The organism is Streptomyces sp. NPDC107581 (genome assembly GCF_055657175.1).
On the sequence record NZ_JBVKBH010000004.1, the window covers coordinates 412,902 to 432,931 of the forward strand.

General features: G+C 73.2%; 20 protein-coding genes and 2 pseudogenes. 10 read left to right on the top strand and 12 right to left on the bottom strand.

Features of this window, described 5'->3' with window-relative positions:
* Positions 1 to 53: 53 nt before the first annotated feature.
* Positions 54 to 1,046 carry an XdhC family protein gene (locus ACZ7P3_RS11830; protein WP_472080745.1) on the bottom strand — a complete coding sequence of 331 codons (993 nt, stop codon included), beginning with the start codon at positions 1,044 to 1,046 and terminating at the stop codon, positions 54 to 56.
* 267 nt (positions 1,047 to 1,313) lie between these two features.
* Between ACZ7P3_RS11830 and ACZ7P3_RS11835 the strand changes: the two genes are divergently transcribed.
* Positions 1,314 to 1,949 carry a molybdopterin-dependent oxidoreductase gene (locus ACZ7P3_RS11835; RefSeq protein ID WP_472080746.1) on the top strand — a complete coding sequence of 212 codons (636 nt, stop codon included), beginning with the start codon at positions 1,314 to 1,316 and terminating at the stop codon, positions 1,947 to 1,949.
* 210 nt (positions 1,950 to 2,159) lie between these two features.
* On the opposite strand, the gene ACZ7P3_RS11840 is transcribed toward ACZ7P3_RS11835, so the two are convergent.
* From ACZ7P3_RS11840 to ACZ7P3_RS11850, 3 genes are all read right to left on the bottom strand, one after another.
* On the bottom strand, positions 2,160 to 2,576 hold the full coding sequence (locus ACZ7P3_RS11840; protein ID WP_472080747.1) for a hypothetical protein: 417 nt from the start codon (positions 2,574 to 2,576) through the stop codon (positions 2,160 to 2,162).
* Positions 2,577 to 2,820: 244 nt separating this feature from the next.
* Positions 2,821 to 3,579, bottom strand: coding sequence for an SDR family oxidoreductase (locus ACZ7P3_RS11845; RefSeq protein ID WP_472080748.1), 759 nt, complete (start codon positions 3,577 to 3,579; stop codon positions 2,821 to 2,823).
* Between the two features lie 58 nt (positions 3,580 to 3,637).
* Positions 3,638 to 4,324 carry an SDR family oxidoreductase gene (locus ACZ7P3_RS11850; protein ID WP_472080749.1) on the bottom strand — a complete coding sequence of 229 codons (687 nt, stop codon included), beginning with the start codon at positions 4,322 to 4,324 and terminating at the stop codon, positions 3,638 to 3,640.
* 569 nt (positions 4,325 to 4,893) lie between these two features.
* Here ACZ7P3_RS11850 and ACZ7P3_RS11855 point away from each other — a divergent pair.
* Both ACZ7P3_RS11855 and ACZ7P3_RS11860 read left to right on the top strand, forming a co-directional pair.
* Positions 4,894 to 5,607, top strand: coding sequence for a DUF998 domain-containing protein (locus ACZ7P3_RS11855; RefSeq protein ID WP_472080750.1), 714 nt, complete (start codon positions 4,894 to 4,896; stop codon positions 5,605 to 5,607).
* A 302-nt stretch (positions 5,608 to 5,909) separates the two neighbouring features.
* Entirely contained in the window at positions 5,910 to 6,818 is a 909-nt protein-coding gene (locus tag ACZ7P3_RS11860; RefSeq protein ID WP_472080751.1) for a TolB-like translocation protein, read from the top strand.
* Positions 6,819 to 6,866: 48 nt separating this feature from the next.
* On the opposite strand, the gene ACZ7P3_RS11865 is transcribed toward ACZ7P3_RS11860, so the two are convergent.
* The 5 genes from ACZ7P3_RS11865 to ACZ7P3_RS11885 all read right to left on the bottom strand — a co-directional run bounded on the left by ACZ7P3_RS11865 (position 6,867) and on the right by ACZ7P3_RS11885 (position 12,421).
* Positions 6,867 to 7,382, bottom strand: coding sequence for a hypothetical protein (locus tag ACZ7P3_RS11865; protein ID WP_472080752.1), 516 nt, complete (start codon positions 7,380 to 7,382; stop codon positions 6,867 to 6,869).
* Between the two features lie 278 nt (positions 7,383 to 7,660).
* Positions 7,661 to 9,880: an FUSC family protein gene (locus ACZ7P3_RS11870; RefSeq protein ID WP_472080753.1), complete on the bottom strand. Its 2,220-nt coding sequence runs from the start codon at positions 9,878 to 9,880 to the stop codon at positions 7,661 to 7,663.
* A gap of 290 nt (positions 9,881 to 10,170) precedes the next feature.
* Entirely contained in the window at positions 10,171 to 11,028 is an 858-nt protein-coding gene (locus ACZ7P3_RS11875) for a 5-oxoprolinase subunit C family protein (protein WP_472080754.1), read from the bottom strand.
* On the bottom strand, positions 11,025 to 11,672 hold the full coding sequence (locus ACZ7P3_RS11880) for a 5-oxoprolinase subunit B family protein (RefSeq protein WP_472080755.1): 648 nt from the start codon (positions 11,670 to 11,672) through the stop codon (positions 11,025 to 11,027). The genes ACZ7P3_RS11875 and ACZ7P3_RS11880 overlap by 4 nt, the downstream gene beginning before the upstream one ends.
* The gene (locus ACZ7P3_RS11885) at positions 11,669 to 12,421 is read right to left on the bottom strand and encodes a LamB/YcsF family protein (protein WP_472080756.1); all 753 of its coding nucleotides are present in this window, start codon (positions 12,419 to 12,421) and stop codon (positions 11,669 to 11,671) included. Before ACZ7P3_RS11885 ends, ACZ7P3_RS11880 begins: the two co-directional genes overlap by 4 nt.
* 175 nt (positions 12,422 to 12,596) lie before the next feature.
* Here ACZ7P3_RS11885 and ACZ7P3_RS11890 point away from each other — a divergent pair, with 175 nt between their 5' ends.
* The 5 genes from ACZ7P3_RS11890 to ACZ7P3_RS11910 all read left to right on the top strand — a co-directional run bounded on the left by ACZ7P3_RS11890 (position 12,597) and on the right by ACZ7P3_RS11910 (position 16,088).
* Positions 12,597 to 13,316 (top strand): DUF969 domain-containing protein, encoded by a 720-nt coding sequence (locus tag ACZ7P3_RS11890; protein ID WP_472080757.1) that lies wholly within the window; start codon positions 12,597 to 12,599, stop codon positions 13,314 to 13,316.
* Positions 13,313 to 14,287, top strand: a complete 975-nt coding sequence (locus tag ACZ7P3_RS11895) for a DUF979 domain-containing protein (protein ID WP_472080758.1) — start codon at positions 13,313 to 13,315, stop codon at positions 14,285 to 14,287. The genes ACZ7P3_RS11890 and ACZ7P3_RS11895 overlap by 4 nt, the downstream gene beginning before the upstream one ends.
* 50 nt (positions 14,288 to 14,337) lie before the next feature.
* The gene (gene pcp / locus ACZ7P3_RS11900) at positions 14,338 to 14,988 is read left to right on the top strand and encodes a pyroglutamyl-peptidase I (protein WP_472080759.1); all 651 of its coding nucleotides are present in this window, start codon (positions 14,338 to 14,340) and stop codon (positions 14,986 to 14,988) included.
* A 260-nt stretch (positions 14,989 to 15,248) separates the two neighbouring features.
* Positions 15,249 to 15,794, top strand: a complete 546-nt coding sequence (locus tag ACZ7P3_RS11905; protein ID WP_472080760.1) for a carbonic anhydrase — start codon at positions 15,249 to 15,251, stop codon at positions 15,792 to 15,794.
* Positions 15,795 to 15,893: 99 nt separating this feature from the next.
* Complete coding sequence (locus ACZ7P3_RS11910; protein ID WP_472080761.1) at positions 15,894 to 16,088, top strand: hypothetical protein; 195 nt, start codon at positions 15,894 to 15,896, stop codon at positions 16,086 to 16,088.
* 38 nt (positions 16,089 to 16,126) lie between these two features.
* Here ACZ7P3_RS11910 and ACZ7P3_RS11915 read toward each other — a convergent pair.
* The 3 genes and pseudogenes from ACZ7P3_RS11915 to ACZ7P3_RS11925 all read right to left on the bottom strand — a co-directional run.
* Positions 16,127 to 16,418 (bottom strand): annotated as a pseudogene (locus ACZ7P3_RS11915) (transposase); the annotation flags it as partial.
* Positions 16,419 to 16,489: 71 nt separating this feature from the next.
* Entirely contained in the window at positions 16,490 to 17,056 is a 567-nt protein-coding gene (locus ACZ7P3_RS11920; RefSeq protein WP_472080762.1) for a hypothetical protein, read from the bottom strand.
* Between the two features lie 192 nt (positions 17,057 to 17,248).
* Positions 17,249 to 17,374: pseudogene (locus ACZ7P3_RS11925) on the bottom strand (GNAT family N-acetyltransferase); the annotation flags it as partial.
* A 13-nt stretch (positions 17,375 to 17,387) separates the two neighbouring features.
* Here ACZ7P3_RS11925 and ACZ7P3_RS11930 point away from each other — a divergent pair.
* Together ACZ7P3_RS11930 and ACZ7P3_RS11935 are read left to right on the top strand one after the other, a co-directional pair.
* Entirely contained in the window at positions 17,388 to 17,825 is a 438-nt protein-coding gene (locus ACZ7P3_RS11930; RefSeq protein ID WP_472080763.1) for a hypothetical protein, read from the top strand.
* A gap of 427 nt (positions 17,826 to 18,252) precedes the next feature.
* Positions 18,253 to 19,848, top strand: coding sequence for a M1 family metallopeptidase (locus ACZ7P3_RS11935; RefSeq protein WP_472080764.1), 1,596 nt, complete (start codon positions 18,253 to 18,255; stop codon positions 19,846 to 19,848).
* Positions 19,849 to 20,030: the final 182 nt, after the last annotated feature.

Sequence of the window (20,030 nt, forward strand, 5' to 3'; positions counted from 1 at the left end):
GGACGCCTGCCGGAACCCGGGCCGTCAAGCCCGCACTCTCCGCCGGACAGGCCTCAGGCGTTGATCGGTCCGTCGCCGTCCCGGAGTGTGCCCGGCCGGCGCCGGTCGAGTGCTGCCAGCACCTCCGCACAGATGGCCAGGGCCGTCTCCGCCGGCGTGCGGGCACCGAGATCGAGACCGATCGGACCGTGGATCAGGCGCAGCGCGCCCTCGTCCAGGCCGGCGTTGACGAGGGCGGCGGCGCGGCGGGCCTGGGTGCGCCGGGAGCCGAGGGCTCCGACATAGGGGACGCCGAGGGTCAGTGCGGTGTGCAGACAGGGGACGTCGACGTCGGGCTCGTGGCTGAGCACCACCAGGCAGGCGGCCGGGCCTGCGCCGAGCAGTTCCCCGGCTTCCTGCGCGGTGTCCGTGACGGTCGCCTGCCAGCCCAGCACATGTGCCTGGGTGACGAGGAGCTCGGCGAGTTCGCCGTCGCCGACGATGACCAGGTGCGAGACGGCGGGAAAGGTCTCGATCAGGACGAGTCCGGCGTCGGTGTAGCGGACCTCCCGGCCGGACCGGTGCCGGATCAGCAGCCCGCGGGCCTGCTCGGCGGCGGCTCCCACCGGTGCGGCGGAGTCCGTGTGTGCGGGGGTGACGACGGCGCTGACGGCCCGGGTCTGCGCCTCGTCGAGGCGGGTGACCAACGCGGCGTCGGCGCCCTCGGCCAGCAGATCCCACCAGCGGACGGGGACGGTGTGGAGCGGCTGGAGCAGGATCTCCGCCTGCCCGCCGCAGGTCAGCCGCGCCTGCTTCGCCTCGTCGTCGTGGACGGACACCTCGCAGACCCGGGCGGTGTGCCCGGCGGGGATCCTGGCCGCCTCATCGGCCAGGTGCGCGTCGAACGCTCCGCGGTACAGGGTGCCGCAGCAGGTTCCGTCCCCGTCGACGAGGATCGCGTCGGCAGGATGCCGGGGACCGAAGCCTTGCTCGGTGATCGGCCGGGCGAGCACCGCCCTGCGTCCCTCAGCCGTCCACCGACGTGCGGTGTCCGCCAGCTCACGCATGGTCCTCGCCCTCCTCGTTCCGGGCCCCTGAGCACATCGGCACTGATGAACCACCTGGTGAGCGGCAGTGCCATGGCCGCAAGTGTAGTGAGACGGCCCGCGGCCCGGCCGGACGGTCTCCGGCCGGCCGGACGGCCCCTGGCCCGGCCCGCCGCTCCACTGCGACGCACCGTGGCGGGCCTCCGCCTCCGCGTCACGAGGAGTGGGCGCCTACGCTGCACGGACAGCAGGCCGATGAGAAGAGATGAAGAAAAGAGGGTGCAGCCCGTGGCCGGTGAGCGTCCGTCCGCGTCCGGAGTGTCCCGGCGCATTCCACCCGGCCAGCGCCATGTGCACGGCTGGCCCGTCTCGCACTACGGCCCGGTGCCCCGCTTCCGGGCCGACCGCTGGAACCTGCGTGTGTTCGGTGCCACCGCCTCGGGCGACCGGCACGAGTGGACCTTCGACCAGCTGACCTCCCTGCCCCACACCACGGTCGTCGCCGACCTCCACTGCGCGACCGGCCCGACCTCCACCGAACACGAGTGGTACGGGATCCCGGCCGCCACCGTCCTGGAACTGGTCCCGCCTGCCCCGGAGGTCACGCACGTCATGGCCTGGGCGGAGTACGGCTACTCGGCCAATCTGCGCCTGCACGACTTCACCTCGCCGCACACCCTGATGGCAACGCACCACAACGGCGAGCCACTCACCGCCGAACACGGCTTCCCGCTGCGTCTCGTCGTCCCCCATCTCTACGGCTACAAGAGCCCCAAGTGGCTGCGCGGCATCGAGTACATGACGGCTGACCGGCGCGGCTTCTGGGAGGAACGCGGCTACCACAACATCGGCGACCCCTGGCGGGAGCAGCGTTACTCCTACCAGGAGCAGGAAGACGACGGCCCGCACACACCGGCTTCCTAACCCGCCGGCCGCGGCGGAAGCCGGCCCCGATGCCGTCCTGTCCGCGGCCTTCGCTCACTTCGAGAAGGCCTCCGCCTCCGTCCTCACGAGCGCCGGCCGGACGGTGGCTGCCGTCACCGCGGTGTCCGGGGCCGAGCGCCGGCTGCCGCCGCGCCGCCGGTTCCCCGACAGAGACGAGCCCGAACGGGACGGCAGGACCGCCGCGTTCGCTCAGCGGACCGTCACGTTGAACACCGGTGAGGCCGTGCTGCCGTTGACGATGCGCAGGTCGTTCTTGCCCTTCATTCCGAGCTTGACGCCCAGCGAGTAGGAGCCGCTCTTCGAGATGGGCGCGGAGGCGGGCAGGGCGACCCACTTGCCGTGCTGCTTCTGCTGCAGCGTCACCTTGCTGCCCGCCTTGAGGCCGGTGGTCTTGCCCGTGACCCGGAACAGCTGCCAGGCGCGGACCGAGGAGGCCGACGGCGTGGCGGTGATGCCGGGCTTGGCGGCGGGGGCCTGGTGCGCGACGACGGGAGACGCGGTGTGGGCGGCCGGGGTGGCCGCCGTCGCGGTGCCCGCGAGGGCGAGGGAGGCCGCGCCGAGGACACCGACAACGGCTACGCGCAGGGAGCGTCGCTTCGAGACCATCACAGTTCTGTCCCTTTCTGGGGTGACAACAGATTTTTGCGCCGAAGGCGACCTACGTGCCGATTGGCGCAGTCACTAGAAACGACGACACCGCAGTGACAGGCGTTCATCGGCGATGTGTCGCTGTCTTGTAACAGCCGGGCTCGTCCGCATTCGGCCGCACCCTGCTGCACCCGGCCGCTCTCCAGTGCACCCGGCTCGCTCTCGGCTGCACCCGGCCGCACTCTGCTGCGCCCAGCCGCTCTCAGCCGACGAGTTGCTGGCCGCCGTCGATGTCGTACGTCGCGCCGGTGAGTGCCGTGTTGGTCATGAGGTGAACGGCCAGCGCCGCGACGTCGGCCGCTACGACGACTCGGCCGATCGGCAGCGTGGCGCGCAGTTCCTCGCGGCGGGCGTCGAGTCCGTCGCCGAGCAGCCTGGCCGACAACGGCGTGTCCACGAAGCCGGCAGCGATCAGGTTGACCCGGATCGGCGCGAGCTCCAGCGCGAGACTGGCGGTGAGGGCGGGCAGCGCCGCGGTGACGGCGGGCGCGATCCCGAGGCCGGCCCTGACCCGCCGGGCGCCCGTGCCGCCCAGGAGCAGCAGCGTGCCACCCGGTCGAACCGTGCCGGCGACAAGGCGCCCGACCTCGATCGCGAGCACCATGTGCCCGTTGGCCGCCCGGCGCGCGTCATCGGGGTCCATGTCCAACAGGCGCCCGTAGGACGGGTGTCCGGCCGTGACCAGCACATGGTCGACGGGCCGGGGCAACTCCTGGAAGAACCGCCGCAGTTCGGCCGGTTCGTCGGCGTCGAAGGCTGCGGTGCTGAGCGCTTCGACCTCCGCGGCGGCGGTACGCAGCCGTTCGGGGTCCCGTCCGGTCAGAATGACCGCGGCTCCCTCGGCGCGGGCGTGCCTGGCGGTCGCCAGCCCGATGCCCGCGCTGCCGCCGATGACGACGAGCGTCTGTCCGAGCAGCGCCGGCTCGCGGGGGTGGCGCACCGCCGATGGCTCAGAACTCATGGGTCCTCCTCCGCCGTGGCCGCCCGGGCTGTCTTCCGCGGGCGGGGCCGGGATCTCCTCACCGCTCGGGCGGCTGTGACAGGGCGTCCTTGACCTGCCTGGTCCGCTCGTCGGCGAGGACCTCGACCCGGTCGTGCGCCAGGGCTTCCATGGTCTGCTCCGCGACGTCTGCCGCGCTGATCTTCGGTGCGTCCGTGAAGGAGCTGAGATCCGTCTCCACATAACCGGCGTGGACACCGACCACGAGCGTGCCCTGCTCACGCAGGCCCTGCCGCAGCGAGCCCGTCAACGACCACTGTGCCGCCTTGGAGGCCGCGTACCCGGGGTACTGCGGCCGCGCGGCCCAGGAGGCGGCCGACAGCATGTTCACCAGTGCGCCGCCGCCGTTGCGGGCCAGGACGGGGGCGAAGGCGCGCGAAACGGCCCAGGTGCCGAAGTAGTTGATCTCCATCGCCTCGTGCGCGCCGTCGAAGGAGCCTGTCAGGAGCTGGGTTTCGAAGCCTCCGACGCCGGCGTTGTTGATCACAATGGTGACGTCGTCCGCGGTGGCCGCCGCCGCGGCGATGTCCTCGGGCCTGGTGACGTCCAGACGCACCGGGACGAGGTCCTCGTCGTCCATGCTCGCCGGATCGCGGACACCGGCGTAGACCTTGACCGCCCCGCGGTCGAGCAGTGCGTGGGCGAACGCGCGGCCGATGCCGCGGTTGGCCCCCGTCACCAGGGCGATCGATCCCTTGATCTCCATCGCGCTTCCTTCCTGCCGGCGCCTGCCGTGCCCGGTGGGCGCCGGGGACACGTCCTGCTCCCGCGACGGCGCGGCTCGCCCCGCACCGCGCCGGACACGCCGATGTCCCTGCGCGAGGTGCGGGGAGAGGAACCCGTCGGCCGGGACGGGATTTCCCGGCTGCGTCACGGGGCGGCGCCGGACGGACAGGTACTCGTGCGCGTCGGCGCACCCGTGGAACACGCTTCCTCCACTGCCAGCCTGCACCACATGCCGCGGCATCGCATGTGCCGGACGGCGGCCCGCCCACGGTGCGCCCAGCGTTCCCTGCTGACCTGCGGTTTCAGCCGGGACGGCGCCCGGTGATCTCCACCGCGCCGTCCGGTCCGGTGCGGGTGCGCCGTCGTGGCCGCCGGCGGGCGAGTCGTTCGGGCCGCCGCCGGCCCCGGCCCGGATGTCACCCGTTGGACGCAACGTCCTGCCCGACCCGCTTGCCGCTTCCGCCATCAGGGCATCGCACCCCTCGGTGGTCTTTGCGTCAGACAGGAACCCTCATGGGCCCTTCCCGACCGGATCAAGTGAGCCGACCGATGAGCAAGGACAGCGCCCGGACGCGGCAGGGCGTGGCGGGGGCCGGCACGTTCGGCATACGGTGCCGCGGCGAACCGGACCTGCGGTGGCGGGTGGCGGCGGGGCTGCTGCTGGTGGCCGCCGTGACCTACAACGACTGGCTGCTGCAGTTCTGGGTGCGGACGGGACTGGATCAGCGTGACTCCTACGTCAGTGAGGCCTTCGCCGCCGACCAGCCCCACCATGTGCTCTTCAGCGTGGTGGAACTGGCCACGGCGGCCCTGGTGATCGGCTCGGCGGGTCTGGTCGTGACGGCGCTGCCGTGGGGTTGGTCCGCGGCCGGGTGGGGGGCACTGCTGGCGTTCGGGGCCTGCTCGGTGGCGGACGTCGCACTGCCGATGCGGTGCGCGCCCTCCCGGGAGGCCGGGTGTCCTGCGGACAACGTCGCGCACACGATGACGAGCGGCCTCGTGCACTTCGCCCTGTTCGCCTCGATGACCGCCTTCGCCGTCTCCGCCTGTTCGGCTTCCGGGGACGGCTGCCGGGCGGGGCGCTGGGCCCGCTGGCTGCTGCCCGTGTCCATGGCCGCGGCGATCTCCTCCACCGGCCCCTACGTCGGCCGCCCCGGCGGACAGGGCATCGCCCAGCGGGTTCATCTGCTCACGGTCGGCCTGTGGTTCTGGCTGCTGGCGGCCGAGCTGTGGCGCAACCGGCGCGGTCAGTGGGGACCGTAGCCCCCTCGCCGCATCGCGCCGTCCACCGGGCTGCGGACGACAGGACCCGTCCGTGTCCCGTCCGCGTCCCAGCCGTGCGGCCGGCCGTTCCGTCGCGTGCCGTGTCACGCCCTGCGGTTGCGTGCCGTGTTACGCCCCTGTGACACCGACCGGACCGTTCGCAGATCGCGGCCTGGCAGGCTCGGTTCCCACACAGAGCGGCAGGCGGTCGCGCGGCCTTCGGCGGCCCGGGCGACGGCGGGGCGCTCTGGCACCGGTCGACCGACCCACCCGACCCGTCGATGTTCCTGGGGGAACCAGTCATGACTTCGCGTACTCGCATCACGGCGGCCGCCATCGCCGTGGCCGCAACCGTCACCGGCACGGCGCTGCTGGGCGCATCCGGCGCCGCCTCGGCCGCCACCGGCGCCTCCCACGGCACCCTGACCGTCAGCAACGGCACCAAGTACGTGCTGATCAACGGCCACCGGGTCAACTTCGGGGTGACCGTCCGGGACCTCGCCTGGTCCCCGACCGGTGCCAAGGCCGCCTTCATCGACGGCTCCGGCAACCTGGACATCGCCAACCCCGACGGCAGCGGGCGGGTCGTCGTCGCCAAGAACCCCGGTGACCAGAACTGGTCCCACCCCACCTGGCAGGTGACCGCGAAGGACACCCGGTACGGCATCCCGGCGAAGAACAACCTCATCTTCGCGGCCCGCGCCAAGGGTGTGTCCCGGTTGAAGTACGTCTCCGCCAAGGCAGTGCACGGCACGCCCAGGACGCTCCCCCTGGGCGGCGCCCCCGAGCCGGACGGGGCGGTGCCGCAGACCGGCAACGTGTGGCCGAACGAGGCCGGCCACTACGGCACTTCGGTCTACGCCAACGTCAACACCGGCGATGTCTACATCCGTGACGACTACCTCCGTCAGCAGGGCGGCAAGCTCACCAAGGGCTCCCAGCCGGCCCTGTCCCCGAACGAGGAGGAAGTCGTCTTCGTGCGGTCGGTCGCCGGCCACGACCACGTCCTGGTCGAGGACTTCATGCACGGCAACCACATCAAGGACCTCACCCCGCACGCCACCACCGACTACACCGAGCCGGCCTGGTCCCCCGACGGCAAGACCCTCGCGGTGCGCACCCCGTCCGGCACGGTGACCCTGCCGTCCAGCGGCACGGGCCACCCGACCAAGGTCACCTCGACGGCGGGTCTGGCGGCGTACCGCCCCTGAGGCGGGGCGGGACGACGGGCCGGGCGAGGCCGGTGCGCGGAGTGCGGGTCACTTCGCGGACCGGGCGAGCTCGGCCCTCAGTTCGTCCAGGTGTGCGTCGGCCGTGTCGTGCGGCAGGAACTCGACGACGTCCAGGAAGCGGAAGAGCACCTGGCTGCCGGTGACGGCGTACTCGTACTCCCCGAACCCCACCACCGCGCCCATGGAGCCCCGGACGGCTCCCCGGACCACGTGCGAGGTCATCTCGTCCGGCTCGGCCGCCGACAGCCCGCGGCGGGCGTTGGGCCTGGCCAGGTACGGGCAGACCATCGACGCGTACAGCATGCACGCACGGTGCCCCGGGCCTTCCAGGGTCGGCGCGAGATTCCGGTAGGGCCGCCCGGCGGCCAGCGCGTCCGCGATCGCCGCGCTCTCCGCGGCCCCCACCACGCGCCACACCGGTCCCTGGGGCATGCCCTGGTTGCACACCGAGCACAGCCGCCGGCGCGCGCACGCGGCGCTGCGTTCGTAGTCGGTCAGCGCGAACTGCGGCTCCTCCCCTTCCCATGGAGTGATCGCCGGCACGGGATATCCGCGAACGTCGCGGGGCCGTGCCTCGACTCCCGCCGGCATCGGAACACTCTCGAATCGCACACGCCATGCCTACCAGCCGCTGCCCCGCAACGCCACCACCAGCAGCGAAGCGGACACCGGCGCTCCGGGAGCAGCCGCCCGCAGGCTCCCGCGGGGCCGATGGACCGGTACGCCGCCGACTCCTCGACGGACCTCACCTCACCCGCGACCGCCCCACCGGGTGGCGGCACCGTCCTACGGCGGCCGTCCCGCCGGGTGGCGGCACGGTCCTACGGCGACCGCGGCCGTTGCGGGGTCCGCGGGCCGTCGTCGGGTCCGGGGCTGCCGTGTGCGATCCGGGTCAGATCGGTCATCAGCGAGTCCAGCCACGACACGGTCGCGTAGTACAGCCGGGGCGCACCGGGCGGTTCGGCGAATCCCCCGAGGGCCGGGTCGATCAGCGGGATCGGCCCGGTCGGGGTGTCCGCTCCGGGATCCACCGCCGCCGAGACCAGCAGCATCCGCCCGGCCACCCGCTCCCCCAGCCCGCTGACGGACTCCGCCGCCGCGGGGTCCAGTCCGGTGAGCGGCGGCTCCAACAACCGCTCGGATCCCCACAGGGTGTGGTGGCCGGCCATCAGCGTGGCGTGCCAGTCCACGCTGCGCGGGGCGCACCGGGGCGCCGGTCCGCCGAAGGGTGTCGGCTCGCTCTGGAACTGTGCGTACGCGGACTCGGCGAGGATGACCGCTTGCTGCAACGAGCGGTGACCTGGCACTCCCGACGGTGCGTTCACCGCGCCGCCGCCCGCCACCGAGGCACCGGTCGCCACCACGATCTCGGCCGCCCTGCGCAGGAGTTCGGCCGACGCATGGCGCAGCTCGTTGTGCGCCCCGCGGGGCCAGGCCAGCAGCCCGAAGACGGCGCCGATCGCACTGCCGATCAGCACGTCCAGCATCCTGACCTCCGCCAGCCGCCAGGTCGGCGGTGCCAGCTGGGCGAAGACCAGGGCCACGAGCACGGTGAACAGGGCCTGTGCCCAGCCGACGCCCTTGACCGGCCCCACCGTGAAGGCGAACAGCATCCACACCGGCAGCACGACGGCGTAGACCTCGGTGTGGGTCCCGACCAGGGTCAGTGTTCCGGCGGTCACCAGAGCCCCGGCCAGTGTCCCCGCGAGCGCCACCCGGATGGTGCTCCAGGTCTCGTCCATGGTGGTCCGGGTCAGGGTGAGGGTCGCCAGTGTGGCCCAGAATCCGTGCGGCAGCGTGTCCACCCCGGCCACGAGCCGGGCCGCGGTCAGGGCCAGGGCGATGCGCACCGCGTTCTGGAAGAACACCGACCGGCGCCCCGCGTGGCCGCGCACCCGGTGCCACCACAGCATGGGGGCCCGGGCCGTGGCGTACCAGAAACGGCCCGGCGCGACCTCCACCGAGGCGTGCCGGCCGAGTACCGCGAGATCGGCCGCCGTACCCATGGCGAGCGCGGCGTCGGCGATCTCCAGCACGGCGGCGTGCCGGAGCAGGACGGCGGGCGGGAAGTCCGGCGGGCGAGCGGTTCCCGCGGCGGGCACGGGCGCGGCAGCCGCGGGGGGAACCGGGCCCGCCGACCGGTCCGACAGGTGCGCGCGGGCCTCGACGAGTCCCTCGTACGGCGCCACCGGTGACGACCCGGACCGCAGGCAGCTCGCGGTCGCGGTGGCCAGCCGCGCCACCGCGTGCAGTACGGCGTTCACCTCGGGCCCCGGATGTCCGCCGGGCGCGGCGGGCAGCTGTCCGAGGCGGCTGAGGAGGGTGCGGGTGGCGAGGCCGGTGTGGGCGAGGGCGCGGTCGCGCACTCCCGGTCCGGCCGGACGTTCCGCCTCCGGCACGGTGACGGAACGCAGCGACCGGCCGGCCTCGTAGGCGGCCCGGAGGTCCGTGCCGGCCAGGGAGAACGGCGGTGCGGCGAGGAGCGTCGCACAGTGCGCGGCCGTCTGCGCCGCGTGGGCGGCCCGCTCCCGGTACGGCGGCGGACTGGGCTCGGGAAAGATCAGCGACTCGGCCGCGATGAAGAGGGCCAGTCCGACGGTGGTCCCGATCAGCCGCTCGCCGAGCGTGGCGGGAGCGTAGGGAGGGAACGACGGGAGGATGTAGAGGAGTTGCAGTCCCGGCGCCGCCCCCGCCGGACCCGGGCCGCCCACCGCGCTGAAGGCCAGCATGAAGCCGACCGCCAGCATGCCGACGACGGCGCACCAGGTCCGCACCGACAGATAGGTGCCGACGACGACCAGCAGCCAGCACACCGGCAGCAGGCGCAGCACCAGCGCGGCCCGCTGGCGGCCGGTGCCCGGGATCTTGGAGAGGCCGCCCACGGCCACGGCGGCGAACAGGGCGTACGTGGCCGCGACAGGGAGACCGAGGCCGTAGCGGAAGAGGTAGAAGCCGGCCGCGGCGGCCAGCGTCACACGCACCGCCCGTCGGCCCGGGGCGGCGTAGGCCGCCGGGATCCGGCGGACTGGGACACGACCCACCCCTACAGAATCTCCCACCGGCGAACGCCCGGCACGTCGCCACCGGGGCCCGGCGGTGGTCCGCGGACGGACGTCGAGCCGCGGACGAGCGTCCGGGGGGGCTCAGGGGTGCGTCACCCCCTTCGGGTCACCCCACCGCGTCACCCCAGAGTGAAGCGGACCGGAGTGGCCACCGCGGCACCCCACCGCGTCACCCCAGAGTGAAGCGGACCGGAGCGGCCACCGCGGCACCCCACCGCGTCACCCCAGAGTGAAGCGGACCGGAGCGGCCACCGCGGCACCCCACCGCGTCACCCCAGGGTGAAGCGGACCGGGGTGGCCACCGCCGCCTGGGCCGCCGCAGCCAGGGCGGCCTCGGCGACGACGCCGATCACCGGATAGCCGCCGGTGGTCGGGTGGTCGTGCAGGAACACCACCGGGCACCCGTCCGGAGGCACCTGCACGGCGCCGAGGACCATGCCCTCGCTGGGCAGCTCGCCGGCCGACGTGCGTTCCAGCGGCGGCCCTTCGGTGCGCAGGCCTATGCGGTTGCTGTGCTGCGACACGCGGTAGGTCGCAGCGGTGAGGGTGCGCAGGGCGGCGGGGGTGAACCAGTCGGCGCGGGGGCCCAGTCGCAGCGGCAGGGCCAGCTCGGCGGGCGGCGCCGGCCAGGGAGCCGTCCCGGGGAGCGCCGGTTGCCGGGCGGGAGTGCCCAGCGGGAGGACGTCCCCGTCGCGCAGGGGCGCCGGGCCGAGTCCGGACAGCAGGTCGGTCGAACGGCTGCCGAGGACCGGTTCGACGGCGATGCCGCCGGTGACGGCCACGTACGAGCGCACGCCCGCCGTCGCGCCGCCCGCGTCCAGGACGGCGCCCGCGGGCACCCGTACGGGCGCTCCCCACGCCGCCGGCCGTCCGTCGACCGTCACGGGGCAGGGCGCGCCGCCGACCACGACGGTCACGCCGCTCCTGGGGCGCAGGGCGCAGCCGGTCAGGGTGGTTTCCAGGACGGCGGCGTCGGGGGCGTTGCCGAGCAGCCGGTTGGCCAGGGTCATGGCGGGGGCGTCCAGGGCGCCGGAGCGGGGGACGCCGAGGTGGGCATGACCGGGCCGGCCGAGGTCCTGGATCGTGGTGAGGGCGCCGGAGCGTACGACGGTGAGCTCGGCGGTCACGGCGTGCCGCCCTGTGCCACGAACCGCACCCGCGTTCCCGGCACGAGCAGCGCCGGTTCGTCGCGGGCGAGGTCCCACAGTGGTGCCGGGTCCGGCATGGTTCCGATCAGCTGCCAGCCGCCGGGGGTGGCGCGCGGGTACACCGCGCTGTAGGGACCGGCGAGCGCGACGGCACCGGCCGGGACCCGGGTGCGGGGCGTGTCGCGGCGCGGCACGTGCAGCTCCGGGGGGAGGCCGGTGAGGTAGCCGAAGCCGGGGGCGAATCCGCAGAAGGCGACGCGGTAGGTGCAGGAGGAGTGCCGTGGGGCGACCTCGTCGACGCCGACGCCCCACAGGGCGGCCACCCGGGCCAGGTCCGGGCCGTCGTAGCGCACGGGGATCTCCACCGCTCCGCCGTCGTCGGCGCCGCGGTCCGGCACGTCCCAGCCGGTGATCCGGCGGGCCAGCTCCTCCGGGTGCGCGATCCCGTCCAGCAGTACGGTCCGCGCGCCCGGCACGATCTCCCCGACCGGCGGCAGGGTGCCCGCCGCGCGCCGCCGCAGGAGTTCGGCGTGGAAGGCTCCGGTGCGCTCGGCGTCGGGCAGCTCGACGAGCAGTGCGTGCCGCCCGGCGGGGCGCACCTGCAAGGACCGGCCCTCCGTCATGCGAACGCCCCGATCCCGACCCCGGCCGACTCGAGGGCCTCACGCACCCGCGCCGCGATCCGGGCGGCGCCCGGGGTGTCGCCGTGCACGCACAGTGAGCGTGCGGTGACCGCAACGGCTGTACCGTCCACGGCTTCGACCGCTCCGTCCACCGCGAACGCGAGCGCACGCCGTACGACCGCGTCCTCGTCGGTCACCACGGCGTTCGGCTCGCGGCGTGGCACGAGGGTGCCCGCAGGGGTGTAGGCGCGGTCCGCGAAGGCCTCCGGTACGGCGGTGAGGCCCGCGTCCGCGGCGGCGGACAGCAGCCGCGACCCGGGCAGGCCGAGCACCGGCAGCGCCCCGCCCGCCAGCCGCACACCGGCCACTACGGCCGCGGCCTGTTCGGCGTCGTGGACGGTGCGGTTGTAGAGCGCGCCGTGCGGCTTGACGTAGGCCACCTCGGCCCCGGCGGCCTGTGCGAAGACGCGCAGGGCCCCGATCTGGTAGGCCGTCTCGGCCGCCAGCTCGTCGCCGGGCACGTCCATGGCGCGCCGGCCGAAACCGGCCAGGTCGCGGTAGGACACCTGGGCGCCGATCCGTACGCCGCGTTCGGCGGCGAGGCCGCAGACGCGGCGCATCACCGAGGGGTCGCCCGCGTGGAAGCCGCAGGCGACATTGGCGCTGGTCACGACGGAGAGCAGGGCGTCGTCGTCGGTGAGCGTCCAGCGGCCGAAGCCCTCACCGAGGTCTGCGTTGAGGTCGATCACCTCTTCAACGTAGCGATCGTTGAACGATCCGACAAGGCATTGATTTTCTGAACCCACCCCCTTGTTCGATCGTTGAACGATCCCCTAGGGTCCGTGCAATCCCCCCACGGATTCGGCCCTCCGGATCCGCGCCGCCAGGGCGTCCCGCCCGCTCACGCCTGAAGAAGGCCACCGCATGATCGTTCTCCTCGGAGTGGTCGTGGTGATCCTCGGATTCGTCACGCGCCGCAATCCCGTCCTCGTGGTGGGCGTCGCCGGTATCGCCACCGGGCTGCTCGGCAAGCTGAGCCCGCTGGAGGTCCTCGCCGCCTTCGGCCGGTCCTTCGCCGACAGCCGGTCGGTCACCGTCTTCGCCATCGTCCTCCCGGTCATCGGCCTGCTGGAGCGCTACGGGCTGCGCGAACAGGCCCGCAGCCTCATAGGCCGTCTCGGCGGCCTCAGTGCGGGCCGCTTCCTCGCCGTCTACCTGCTGGTCCGCCAGATCACCGCGGCCTTCGGCCTCAACAGCATCGGCGGCCCCGCGCAGACGGTACGGCCGCTCGTCGCGCCCATGGCCGAGGCCGCGGCCGAGCGCTCGACGGGCGCGCCGCTGCCCGACCGCCTCCGCGAGAAGGTGCGTTCCTATGCCGCGTCGGCCGACACCGTGGGCCTCTTCTTCGGCGAGGACTGCTTCATCGCGATCGGTTCGATCCTCCTGATCACCGGCTTCGTGAACTCGACGTACCACGAGAACCTCGAACCGTCCCAGCTGGCCCTGTGGGCGATCCCGCTGGCCGTGTGCGCCTTCCTCATCCACGGCGCCCGCCTGCTGCTCCTGGACGGGCGGCTCCAGCGGGAGATGGCGCTCGCCGCCGCCGAGCACGACCTGCCGCTCCCGAAGGGGTCCGACAAATGATCAAGGTCGAATGGCTCTACTGGCTGGTGGGCCTCGTCTTCGTCGTCATGGCCGTGCAGATGGCGGCCGACCGCACCAACCCCAGGCGGTGGACGACCGCCGCGTTCTGGGGCCTGCTCGGGCTGACCTTCCCCTACGGCACCGGCGTGGCGAACGTCACCGCGCACAACGGCGGCTGGACGCTGCCCGCCGAACCGCTCGGCGTCGCCGTCCTCGCCCTGATCGTGCTCGCCGGATTCAGCTTCCTCGGCAAGGGCGTCCCGGTCACCGGCACCGCCGGGGAACGCGAGGCCTCCGCGGCCCGGCTCGGCAGCAGGATCTTCGTGCCGGCGCTGACGATCCCGCTCGTCGCCATCGTCTGCGCCTCCCTGCTCGACACCTCCGGACTGTTCGAGACGGGCAAGGCCACCCTCCTGGGGCTCGGCGCCGGGTGCCTCGTCGCGCTCGTCGTCGGCATGCTGGTCACCGGCGAGCGGAAGCTCTCCGTCCCGCTGCACGCCGGGCGTTCCCTGCTGGAGGCGATGGGCGCCGCCCTGCTGCTGCCCCAGCTCCTCGCCGTACTCGGCTCGATCTTCGCGCTGGCCGGGGTCGGCACCCAGGTCGGCAGGATCGTGCACGACGTGCTGCCGGACCATGCGAAGTACCTTGCCGTGATCGCGTACTGCGTCGGCATGTTCCTGTTCACCCTGATCATGGGCAACGCGTTCGCCGCCTTCCCCGTGATGACGGCGGCGGTCGGCTGGCCCGTGCTCATCGAGCAGATGCACGGCAATGCGCCGGCCGTCCTCGCGATCGGCATGCTGGCCGGCTTCTCCGGCACGCTGTGCACGCCGATGGCCGCCAACTACAACATCGTCCCGGCCACGCTGCTCGAACTGAAGGACCAGTACGGGCCCATCAAGGCACAGATCCCGACGGCCCTCCCGCTCCTGGTGTGCAGCACTGTGATCATGGCGGTCTTCGCGTTCTGACCGTCGCGGCCCACCCGGCCCCACCCCCTGCCCCGCAGTAAGGAAGTGCCATGACCCGCGTGCTCGTCACCGGCTTCGCCCCTTTCGACGGCCGGAGCACGAACCCGTCCTGGCGGGCCGCCTCCCTGGTGGCCGCCGAACCGCCCGCCGGGCTCACCGTCACCGCCGCCGAACTCCCGTGCGTCTTCGGCGAGTCCATCGACGTACTGCGCGCCGCCGTCCGCTCCTCGGAGCCCGACCTGATCCTGTGCCTGGGCCAGGCGGGCGGCCGCCCCGGCGTCACCGTCGAACGCGTCGGCATCAACATCGACGACGCACGCATCCCCGACAACGCCGGCCGGCAGCCCGTCGACGAGCCCGTGGTCCCGGGCGGCCCCGCCGCGTACTTCTCCACCCTCCCCGTGAAGGCCTGCGTCGCCGCCGTCCGCGCGGCCGGTGTCCCGGCCGCCGTCTCCCACACGGCCGGCACCTTCGTCTGCAACCACGTCGCCTACGGCCTCGGCCATCTCATCGCGACCGAGTTCCCGCACGCCCGAGGCGGCTTCGTGCACGTGCCCTGGGCCCCGGAGCAGGTCACCGACGGCACCGCCCCGGCCCTGGAACCCGCCACGGTCGCCCGCGGACTGCGCGCCCTGCTGCTCGCGGCGGCCGGCACCCCCACGGAGCGGGACCTGAAGGTCACCGAGGGGGCCACCCACTGATGCCGCTCACCGCGCACACGGCCGGCTTCGCCCGGCCCACCCTCACCGACGTCACCCGCGAGCAGCCCGGCCTGTCGCCGCCGCCTCCGGCACAGCCCCTGCGGGCCCGGTGACCTGCCCGGAGTCCCCGCGGTCACACCTCCAGGCGACAACGAACCAGACATACGGTCCCATAGTGCCCCCGCGTGCTCTCATCGACTTGTTCCGGGCCGTTCAAGCGTGCAGCGCCCCCGGACGAAGACCATCGAAAGGAACACGTCGTGTCTTCCCACTTCACCGTCTACCTGGAGCGCAACGAGGCATTCGCCGGCACCGACGCCAAGCGCCATGTGCCCGAGATCCCGTTCATCCCGTTCCAGCAGGTCTACCTGCTGACGTGCATCGATCCGCGCGTGGAGCCTGGAGCGATCATCGGAGCGCGGCTCGGCGAGGCGATCGTCGCGCGCAACATCGGTGGTCGAGTCACCGACCCCGTGATCCGGGACATGGCGTGGATCTGCCATCTGCACGAGAACAGGACTCCCGACGCCGACTGGTTCGAGGTCGCGATCGTGCACCACACGGGCTGCGGCTCAGGGCTGTTCACCGATGCCGAACTGCGGCGCACCTACGCGGAGCGCGGCGGCTACGACGAGGAGACGGCTCTCGGCATGGCGGTCATCGACCCGGCCGCCACCGTTCGGCACGACGTCGAACTGCTGCGCTCGGCTCCGGCGCTCGCCGGCAGTGTCGACCACTTCAAGATCGGTGGTTACGCCTACGACCTGGAGACGGGCCGGCTGACCACGGTCGTCGAGCCCGGCTAGGAGCTGCCCGGGGGGCAGGCCATCGCCTCGCCCGGGGGCCGGTACCGTCGACGCCTCTTGACGAGTTGGCCGGGCCGTATGGTCCAGAAGGGGGTGATCATGGCTGATCGCAGCTGGTACGACGACAGCGACCGCGACGACGCGGTCCATCGGGCTGAACGAGCCGCACGGTTCGGCTGGGCAGCGATCGCCGGGACTGCAGGAGTGCTCGGCTGTGCGCTGATCGCTGTGGCCGTCGTCTGTCTGGTCGGGATTCTTGCGTGCCTTTACGTTGTGGTGGCGATGGATCACTAGGGCTTCCCCGGATCCGTCAGGCGCAAAGCCGGACGACCAGGGCGGCTGCGGTGGCGGTGCCGCGGCAGCCGCAGGCGGGCCATGACGTCCGTGAAGGCGGGCGCGTCCCCGGCCTGACCCGCGGTGAGATGGAAAGCCGGCGGCCGGCAGCGGTCGTCGGCAGCAAGATGAATCTTCGTGGTCAGCCCGCAGCGGGACCGGCCGATGGCATGGTCGTCCGGTTCACCTGCTGGGCCCCCTTTTTTTGCGGGCGCCAGCCGCGTGCCGGTGAGCGCGCACGATCGTGGAGTCCACCGAGACAGCCCAGTTGAGGTCCTCCTCGGCGTCCGCCAATCCAACCGAAACTGCCCCGCCGCCCCGCCGCCCCGCCTCCCCTCGGACGATTGCGGCGGGAACACGGTTCAGTCCATGCGGATGACGGCGCTTTCACCACAGCCCCGCCGTGTGATCAGATCGGCCGGTACCAGCAGGTAGCGGCTCGGGGAGGGGCCGCGGAGGGGGGAAGTCGTTATGCCCGATATCGCAAGAGAAACGACACAGCTGTGTCCGGAATGCGGCACGGAGATCCGCGGCGACAGCCGGTTCACCGCCTCGGCCTTCGCAGGGGACATCACTCCCCAGGTCCCGGCATCGACCCCGGAGGCTCCCTGGACGTAGACCTTGCCGTCGGCGAAGGTCTCCTCGACGTGCGGGATGCCGGCCTGCGGGAAATCGACGGCGAGGGAACCCCGGTCGCGGGCGAAGTCGAAGCGGCCGTCGACGGTGAGGGCGTACTCCGCTCCCCCGCCCGAGATCTCGATGCGCTCGTCCAGGCGGGCCGTGGTCGCACCGGTCCTGGCGACGGCAGCGCGCACGGCGGAGCCGGGGGACGGGGAGGACGCGGCCGCCTCGGGCTTCGCGTCGTCCGCCGCGGCACAGCCCGCACACAGCAGCACGGCGACAGCGGTCAGGGACAGGGCACAACGCATCAGTTCTCCGGTGATCGTGACCGAGCACGGTGTCAGATGCGTCGTTCGATGCGTCCCGCGTGGCTCGACATGGCGGATGCCGCCGGCGGTCGGACCGGCGCGCAGCGCCCGGCCGACTTTACTACGTCATTACCGTGCGGCCGCCGGGAGGCCGGTGCGGGAGCCGGGGGACCCCCGCACCGGCGGGACGGGTCAGATGCCGAACGGAGCGGCGTAGCGGACGGTGCCGCCGGGCAGGCGCCGGCCGTCGTCGAGGGCGAGCACCATCAGGGCCTTGTCGGGTACCTCGATGCCGAGGCCGATGCCATGGGCCGAGGCCACGATGGACGGCGTGAACCCCCAGCTGGCCGGCGCCGCCAACACCACCCGTCAGATCGGCGGCGTCCTGGGCACGGCCGTACTGGGTGCCCTGCTCTCCGCCCGTCTGCACGCCGGGCTCCAGGACGAGGCCCAACGGCAGGCCTCGCAGCTGCCCTCGGACCTGCGGGACACGTACCTGGCCACGGCCGGCGGCGCCGAGCACTTCCGCCCGCCCAGCCCGCCCGCCGGCCTCGGCGCCGGTGACACCGCCCTGCTCCGGCGCCTGGGCGGCGAGGCGTTCACGACGAGCTTCACGAACGCCATGCACACCACGCTGCTGGTCTCCGCCGGCATTCTGATCGCCGCCACCGCCTGCTGCGGCCTGTTCACGACGCCACGCAAGGACGACGACACCGCACAGCAGCAACCGGCCCCCGGGCAGACCACCCCCACCCCGTCACGGGACTGATTCCGGAGCCGGAGGGGAAGCGGGCCGCACCCCGCGCCCGCTTCCCCGCCCGCCGTTCGGCCACGGGACCCGGTGTCCCAGGGACCTCGCGGTTGCATTTCTGCGGCTGCTCACGGTCGCATTCCTGCGCCCGGCGACGGGACATGGAGCGGCGAGGCATGGACGGCCGCGCGGCGCACCCCGGGTCACGCGGCGCATCCTCAGGCCGCACGACGCACCTCGGGCCGTGTGGCGCACCCCCGGCCACACGACGCACTCCCGGGCCGCACGTCGTACCCCGGGCTCTGTGGCGCACCCCAGGCCGCACGGCGCACTCCCTGGCCGCACGGCACGCTCTCGGGCCGCACGGCGCACGCCTGGGCGCCTCGGCCCGTCGGCCGGCGGACCCCGAAACGCATAAATGATCTCTTACTGTCATAGTGCGGACATGGACAACACCTCGGAGCGGGGCCGGGTCCACCGCGGCGTCCGTACCCGCCGCGCGGCCCTCGCCCTGACCGGTGCCATCGGCATCACGGGTGCCGCCGTCTGCATCGTCGTCGTCCCCCGCACGGAGCACCGCGCACCGGCGCACGACGGACATCCCGCCCCCGGCGCCTCCGCCGACGCCCCGTCACCCGACACCTCGTCACCCGACTCCCCGTCACTCGACACCCCGTCACCCGGCGCCCGGGGCATCGGCGACCCGCTCCTGCCGCTCGACGGCAACGGCGGCTACACGGTGCGCCGCTACGCCCTCGACTTCGACTGGCGTGCGCCCCGCACGCCCTTCCCGGCGACCGCCGCCATCAGCGCCACCGCCACCCAGGCCCTGTCCCGCTTCGACCTCGACTTCGCGGGCAACACCCTGCACACGGTCACGGTCGACGGCACACCGGCCAGGGCCGCACGCAAGGGTGACGAACTCGTCGTCACTCCGGCACGGCCGATCCCGCGCGGCCGTGCGTTCACCGTCCGGGTGGCCTACACCGCCGACCCGGCACAGCGGCGGCACCGCGACGACGCGATCCAGGACTACGGCTGGGTGCCGACCTCCGACGGCACGCTGCTCTCGCTCCAGCCCGACGGCGCCAAGATGGTCTTCCCGGCCGACGACCACCCCAGCGTGCGGGCGCCGTTCACCTTCCGCATCACCACCCCGCCGGGCCTGACCGCGGTGGCCAACGGGCGGCTCGTCGACCGCGTCCGGCAGCCCGACGGACGCATCCGGTGGACGTACGACTCCGAACATCCGGTCGCCGCCCAGCTGGTCCAATTGGCCGTCGGAAAGTTCACCTTCGTGGACGCCAGGGGCCCGCGCGGGCTGCCCGTGCGGGACGTGGTCCCGGACGGCCTGGTCGGAGACACCGCGGCCTACCGCTCCCTCACCCCGGGGCACCTGGCCTGGCTGGAACAGCGGCTCGGCCCCTACCCCTTCCGCCGCTACGGCGTCCTGGTCGGGGACACCGACCTGCCGGTGGCGCTGGAGACGCAGTCGCTGTCCGTCGTGCCGAGCGCCGATCTGCTGGGCGACCGGATCGATGCCGAGCGCAACCTCGTCCACGAGCTCACACACCACTGGACCGGCGACAGCGTGGCGATCCGGCGGTGGTCCGACCTGTGGCTGAGCGAGGGTCACGCCCGTTTCTACGAACTGCTCTACGCCGACACGCGCGGCGGTCCCGACCTGGAGGACATGATGCGGACCGCCTACGCGCAGCACGACCAGTGGCGGCACGACGACGGTGCGCCGGCGGAGCCCACCGAGCCGGGCCTGTTCCGGCAGATGCGCTACGACGGCTCCGCGCTGGTGCTCTACGCGCTCCGGGAGAAGGTCGGCGAGGACGCCTTCGGCCGGATCGAGCGGTCCTGGGTGACCACGTACCGGGGCCGGGCGGCCGGAACCCGGGACTTCGTCAGGCTGGCTTCCGCCGTCGCCGGCGAGGATCTGACCCCCTTTCTGACCCCGTGGCTGTACGGGGCGCACACCCCGTCCATGCCGGGGCACCCCGACTGGCAGGTGGACCCGGTCGAGGAGGACTGAGGCCGCCCCCGCCGGAGCGGGCGGGCTGCCGCCGACCGGGTGGCCTGTGCCCTCGGCTGGTCCACGCCGGTGACGCTCGGCGCGACGCGGCGCCCGAGGCACGGAAACGTACGAGGGGTGACGTGTCGGGCAACCGTCTTTGCCCCGAAGGGCAACCCCCTTTGCCCCGGTCGCATTTGTCC

What these genes read in the sequence shown, in the direction of transcription:
- ACZ7P3_RS11920 (WP_472080762.1), bottom strand. Translation starts at nt 17,056, where the DNA reads ATGCGTTGTGCCCTGTCCCTGACCGCTGTCGCCGTGCTGCTGTGTGCG.
- ACZ7P3_RS11890 (WP_472080757.1), top strand. Translation starts at nt 12,597, where the DNA reads ATGATCGTTCTCCTCGGAGTGGTCGTGGTGATCCTCGGATTCGTCACG.
- ACZ7P3_RS11840 (WP_472080747.1), bottom strand. Translation starts at nt 2,576, where the DNA reads ATGGTCTCGAAGCGACGCTCCCTGCGCGTAGCCGTTGTCGGTGTCCTC.
- ACZ7P3_RS11880 (WP_472080755.1), bottom strand. Translation starts at nt 11,672, where the DNA reads ATGACGGAGGGCCGGTCCTTGCAGGTGCGCCCCGCCGGGCGGCACGCA.
- ACZ7P3_RS11855 (WP_472080750.1), top strand. Translation starts at nt 4,894, where the DNA reads ATGAGCAAGGACAGCGCCCGGACGCGGCAGGGCGTGGCGGGGGCCGGC.
- ACZ7P3_RS11935 (WP_472080764.1), top strand. Translation starts at nt 18,253, where the DNA reads ATGGACAACACCTCGGAGCGGGGCCGGGTCCACCGCGGCGTCCGTACC.
- ACZ7P3_RS11845 (WP_472080748.1), bottom strand. Translation starts at nt 3,579, where the DNA reads ATGAGTTCTGAGCCATCGGCGGTGCGCCACCCCCGCGAGCCGGCGCTG.
- ACZ7P3_RS11860 (WP_472080751.1), top strand. Translation starts at nt 5,910, where the DNA reads ATGACTTCGCGTACTCGCATCACGGCGGCCGCCATCGCCGTGGCCGCA.
- ACZ7P3_RS11830 (WP_472080745.1), bottom strand. Translation starts at nt 1,046, where the DNA reads ATGCGTGAGCTGGCGGACACCGCACGTCGGTGGACGGCTGAGGGACGC.
- ACZ7P3_RS11850 (WP_472080749.1), bottom strand. Translation starts at nt 4,324, where the DNA reads ATGGAGATCAAGGGATCGATCGCCCTGGTGACGGGGGCCAACCGCGGC.
- ACZ7P3_RS11895 (WP_472080758.1), top strand. Translation starts at nt 13,313, where the DNA reads ATGATCAAGGTCGAATGGCTCTACTGGCTGGTGGGCCTCGTCTTCGTC.
- ACZ7P3_RS11910 (WP_472080761.1), top strand. Translation starts at nt 15,894, where the DNA reads ATGGCTGATCGCAGCTGGTACGACGACAGCGACCGCGACGACGCGGTC.
- pcp (WP_472080759.1), top strand. Translation starts at nt 14,338, where the DNA reads ATGACCCGCGTGCTCGTCACCGGCTTCGCCCCTTTCGACGGCCGGAGC.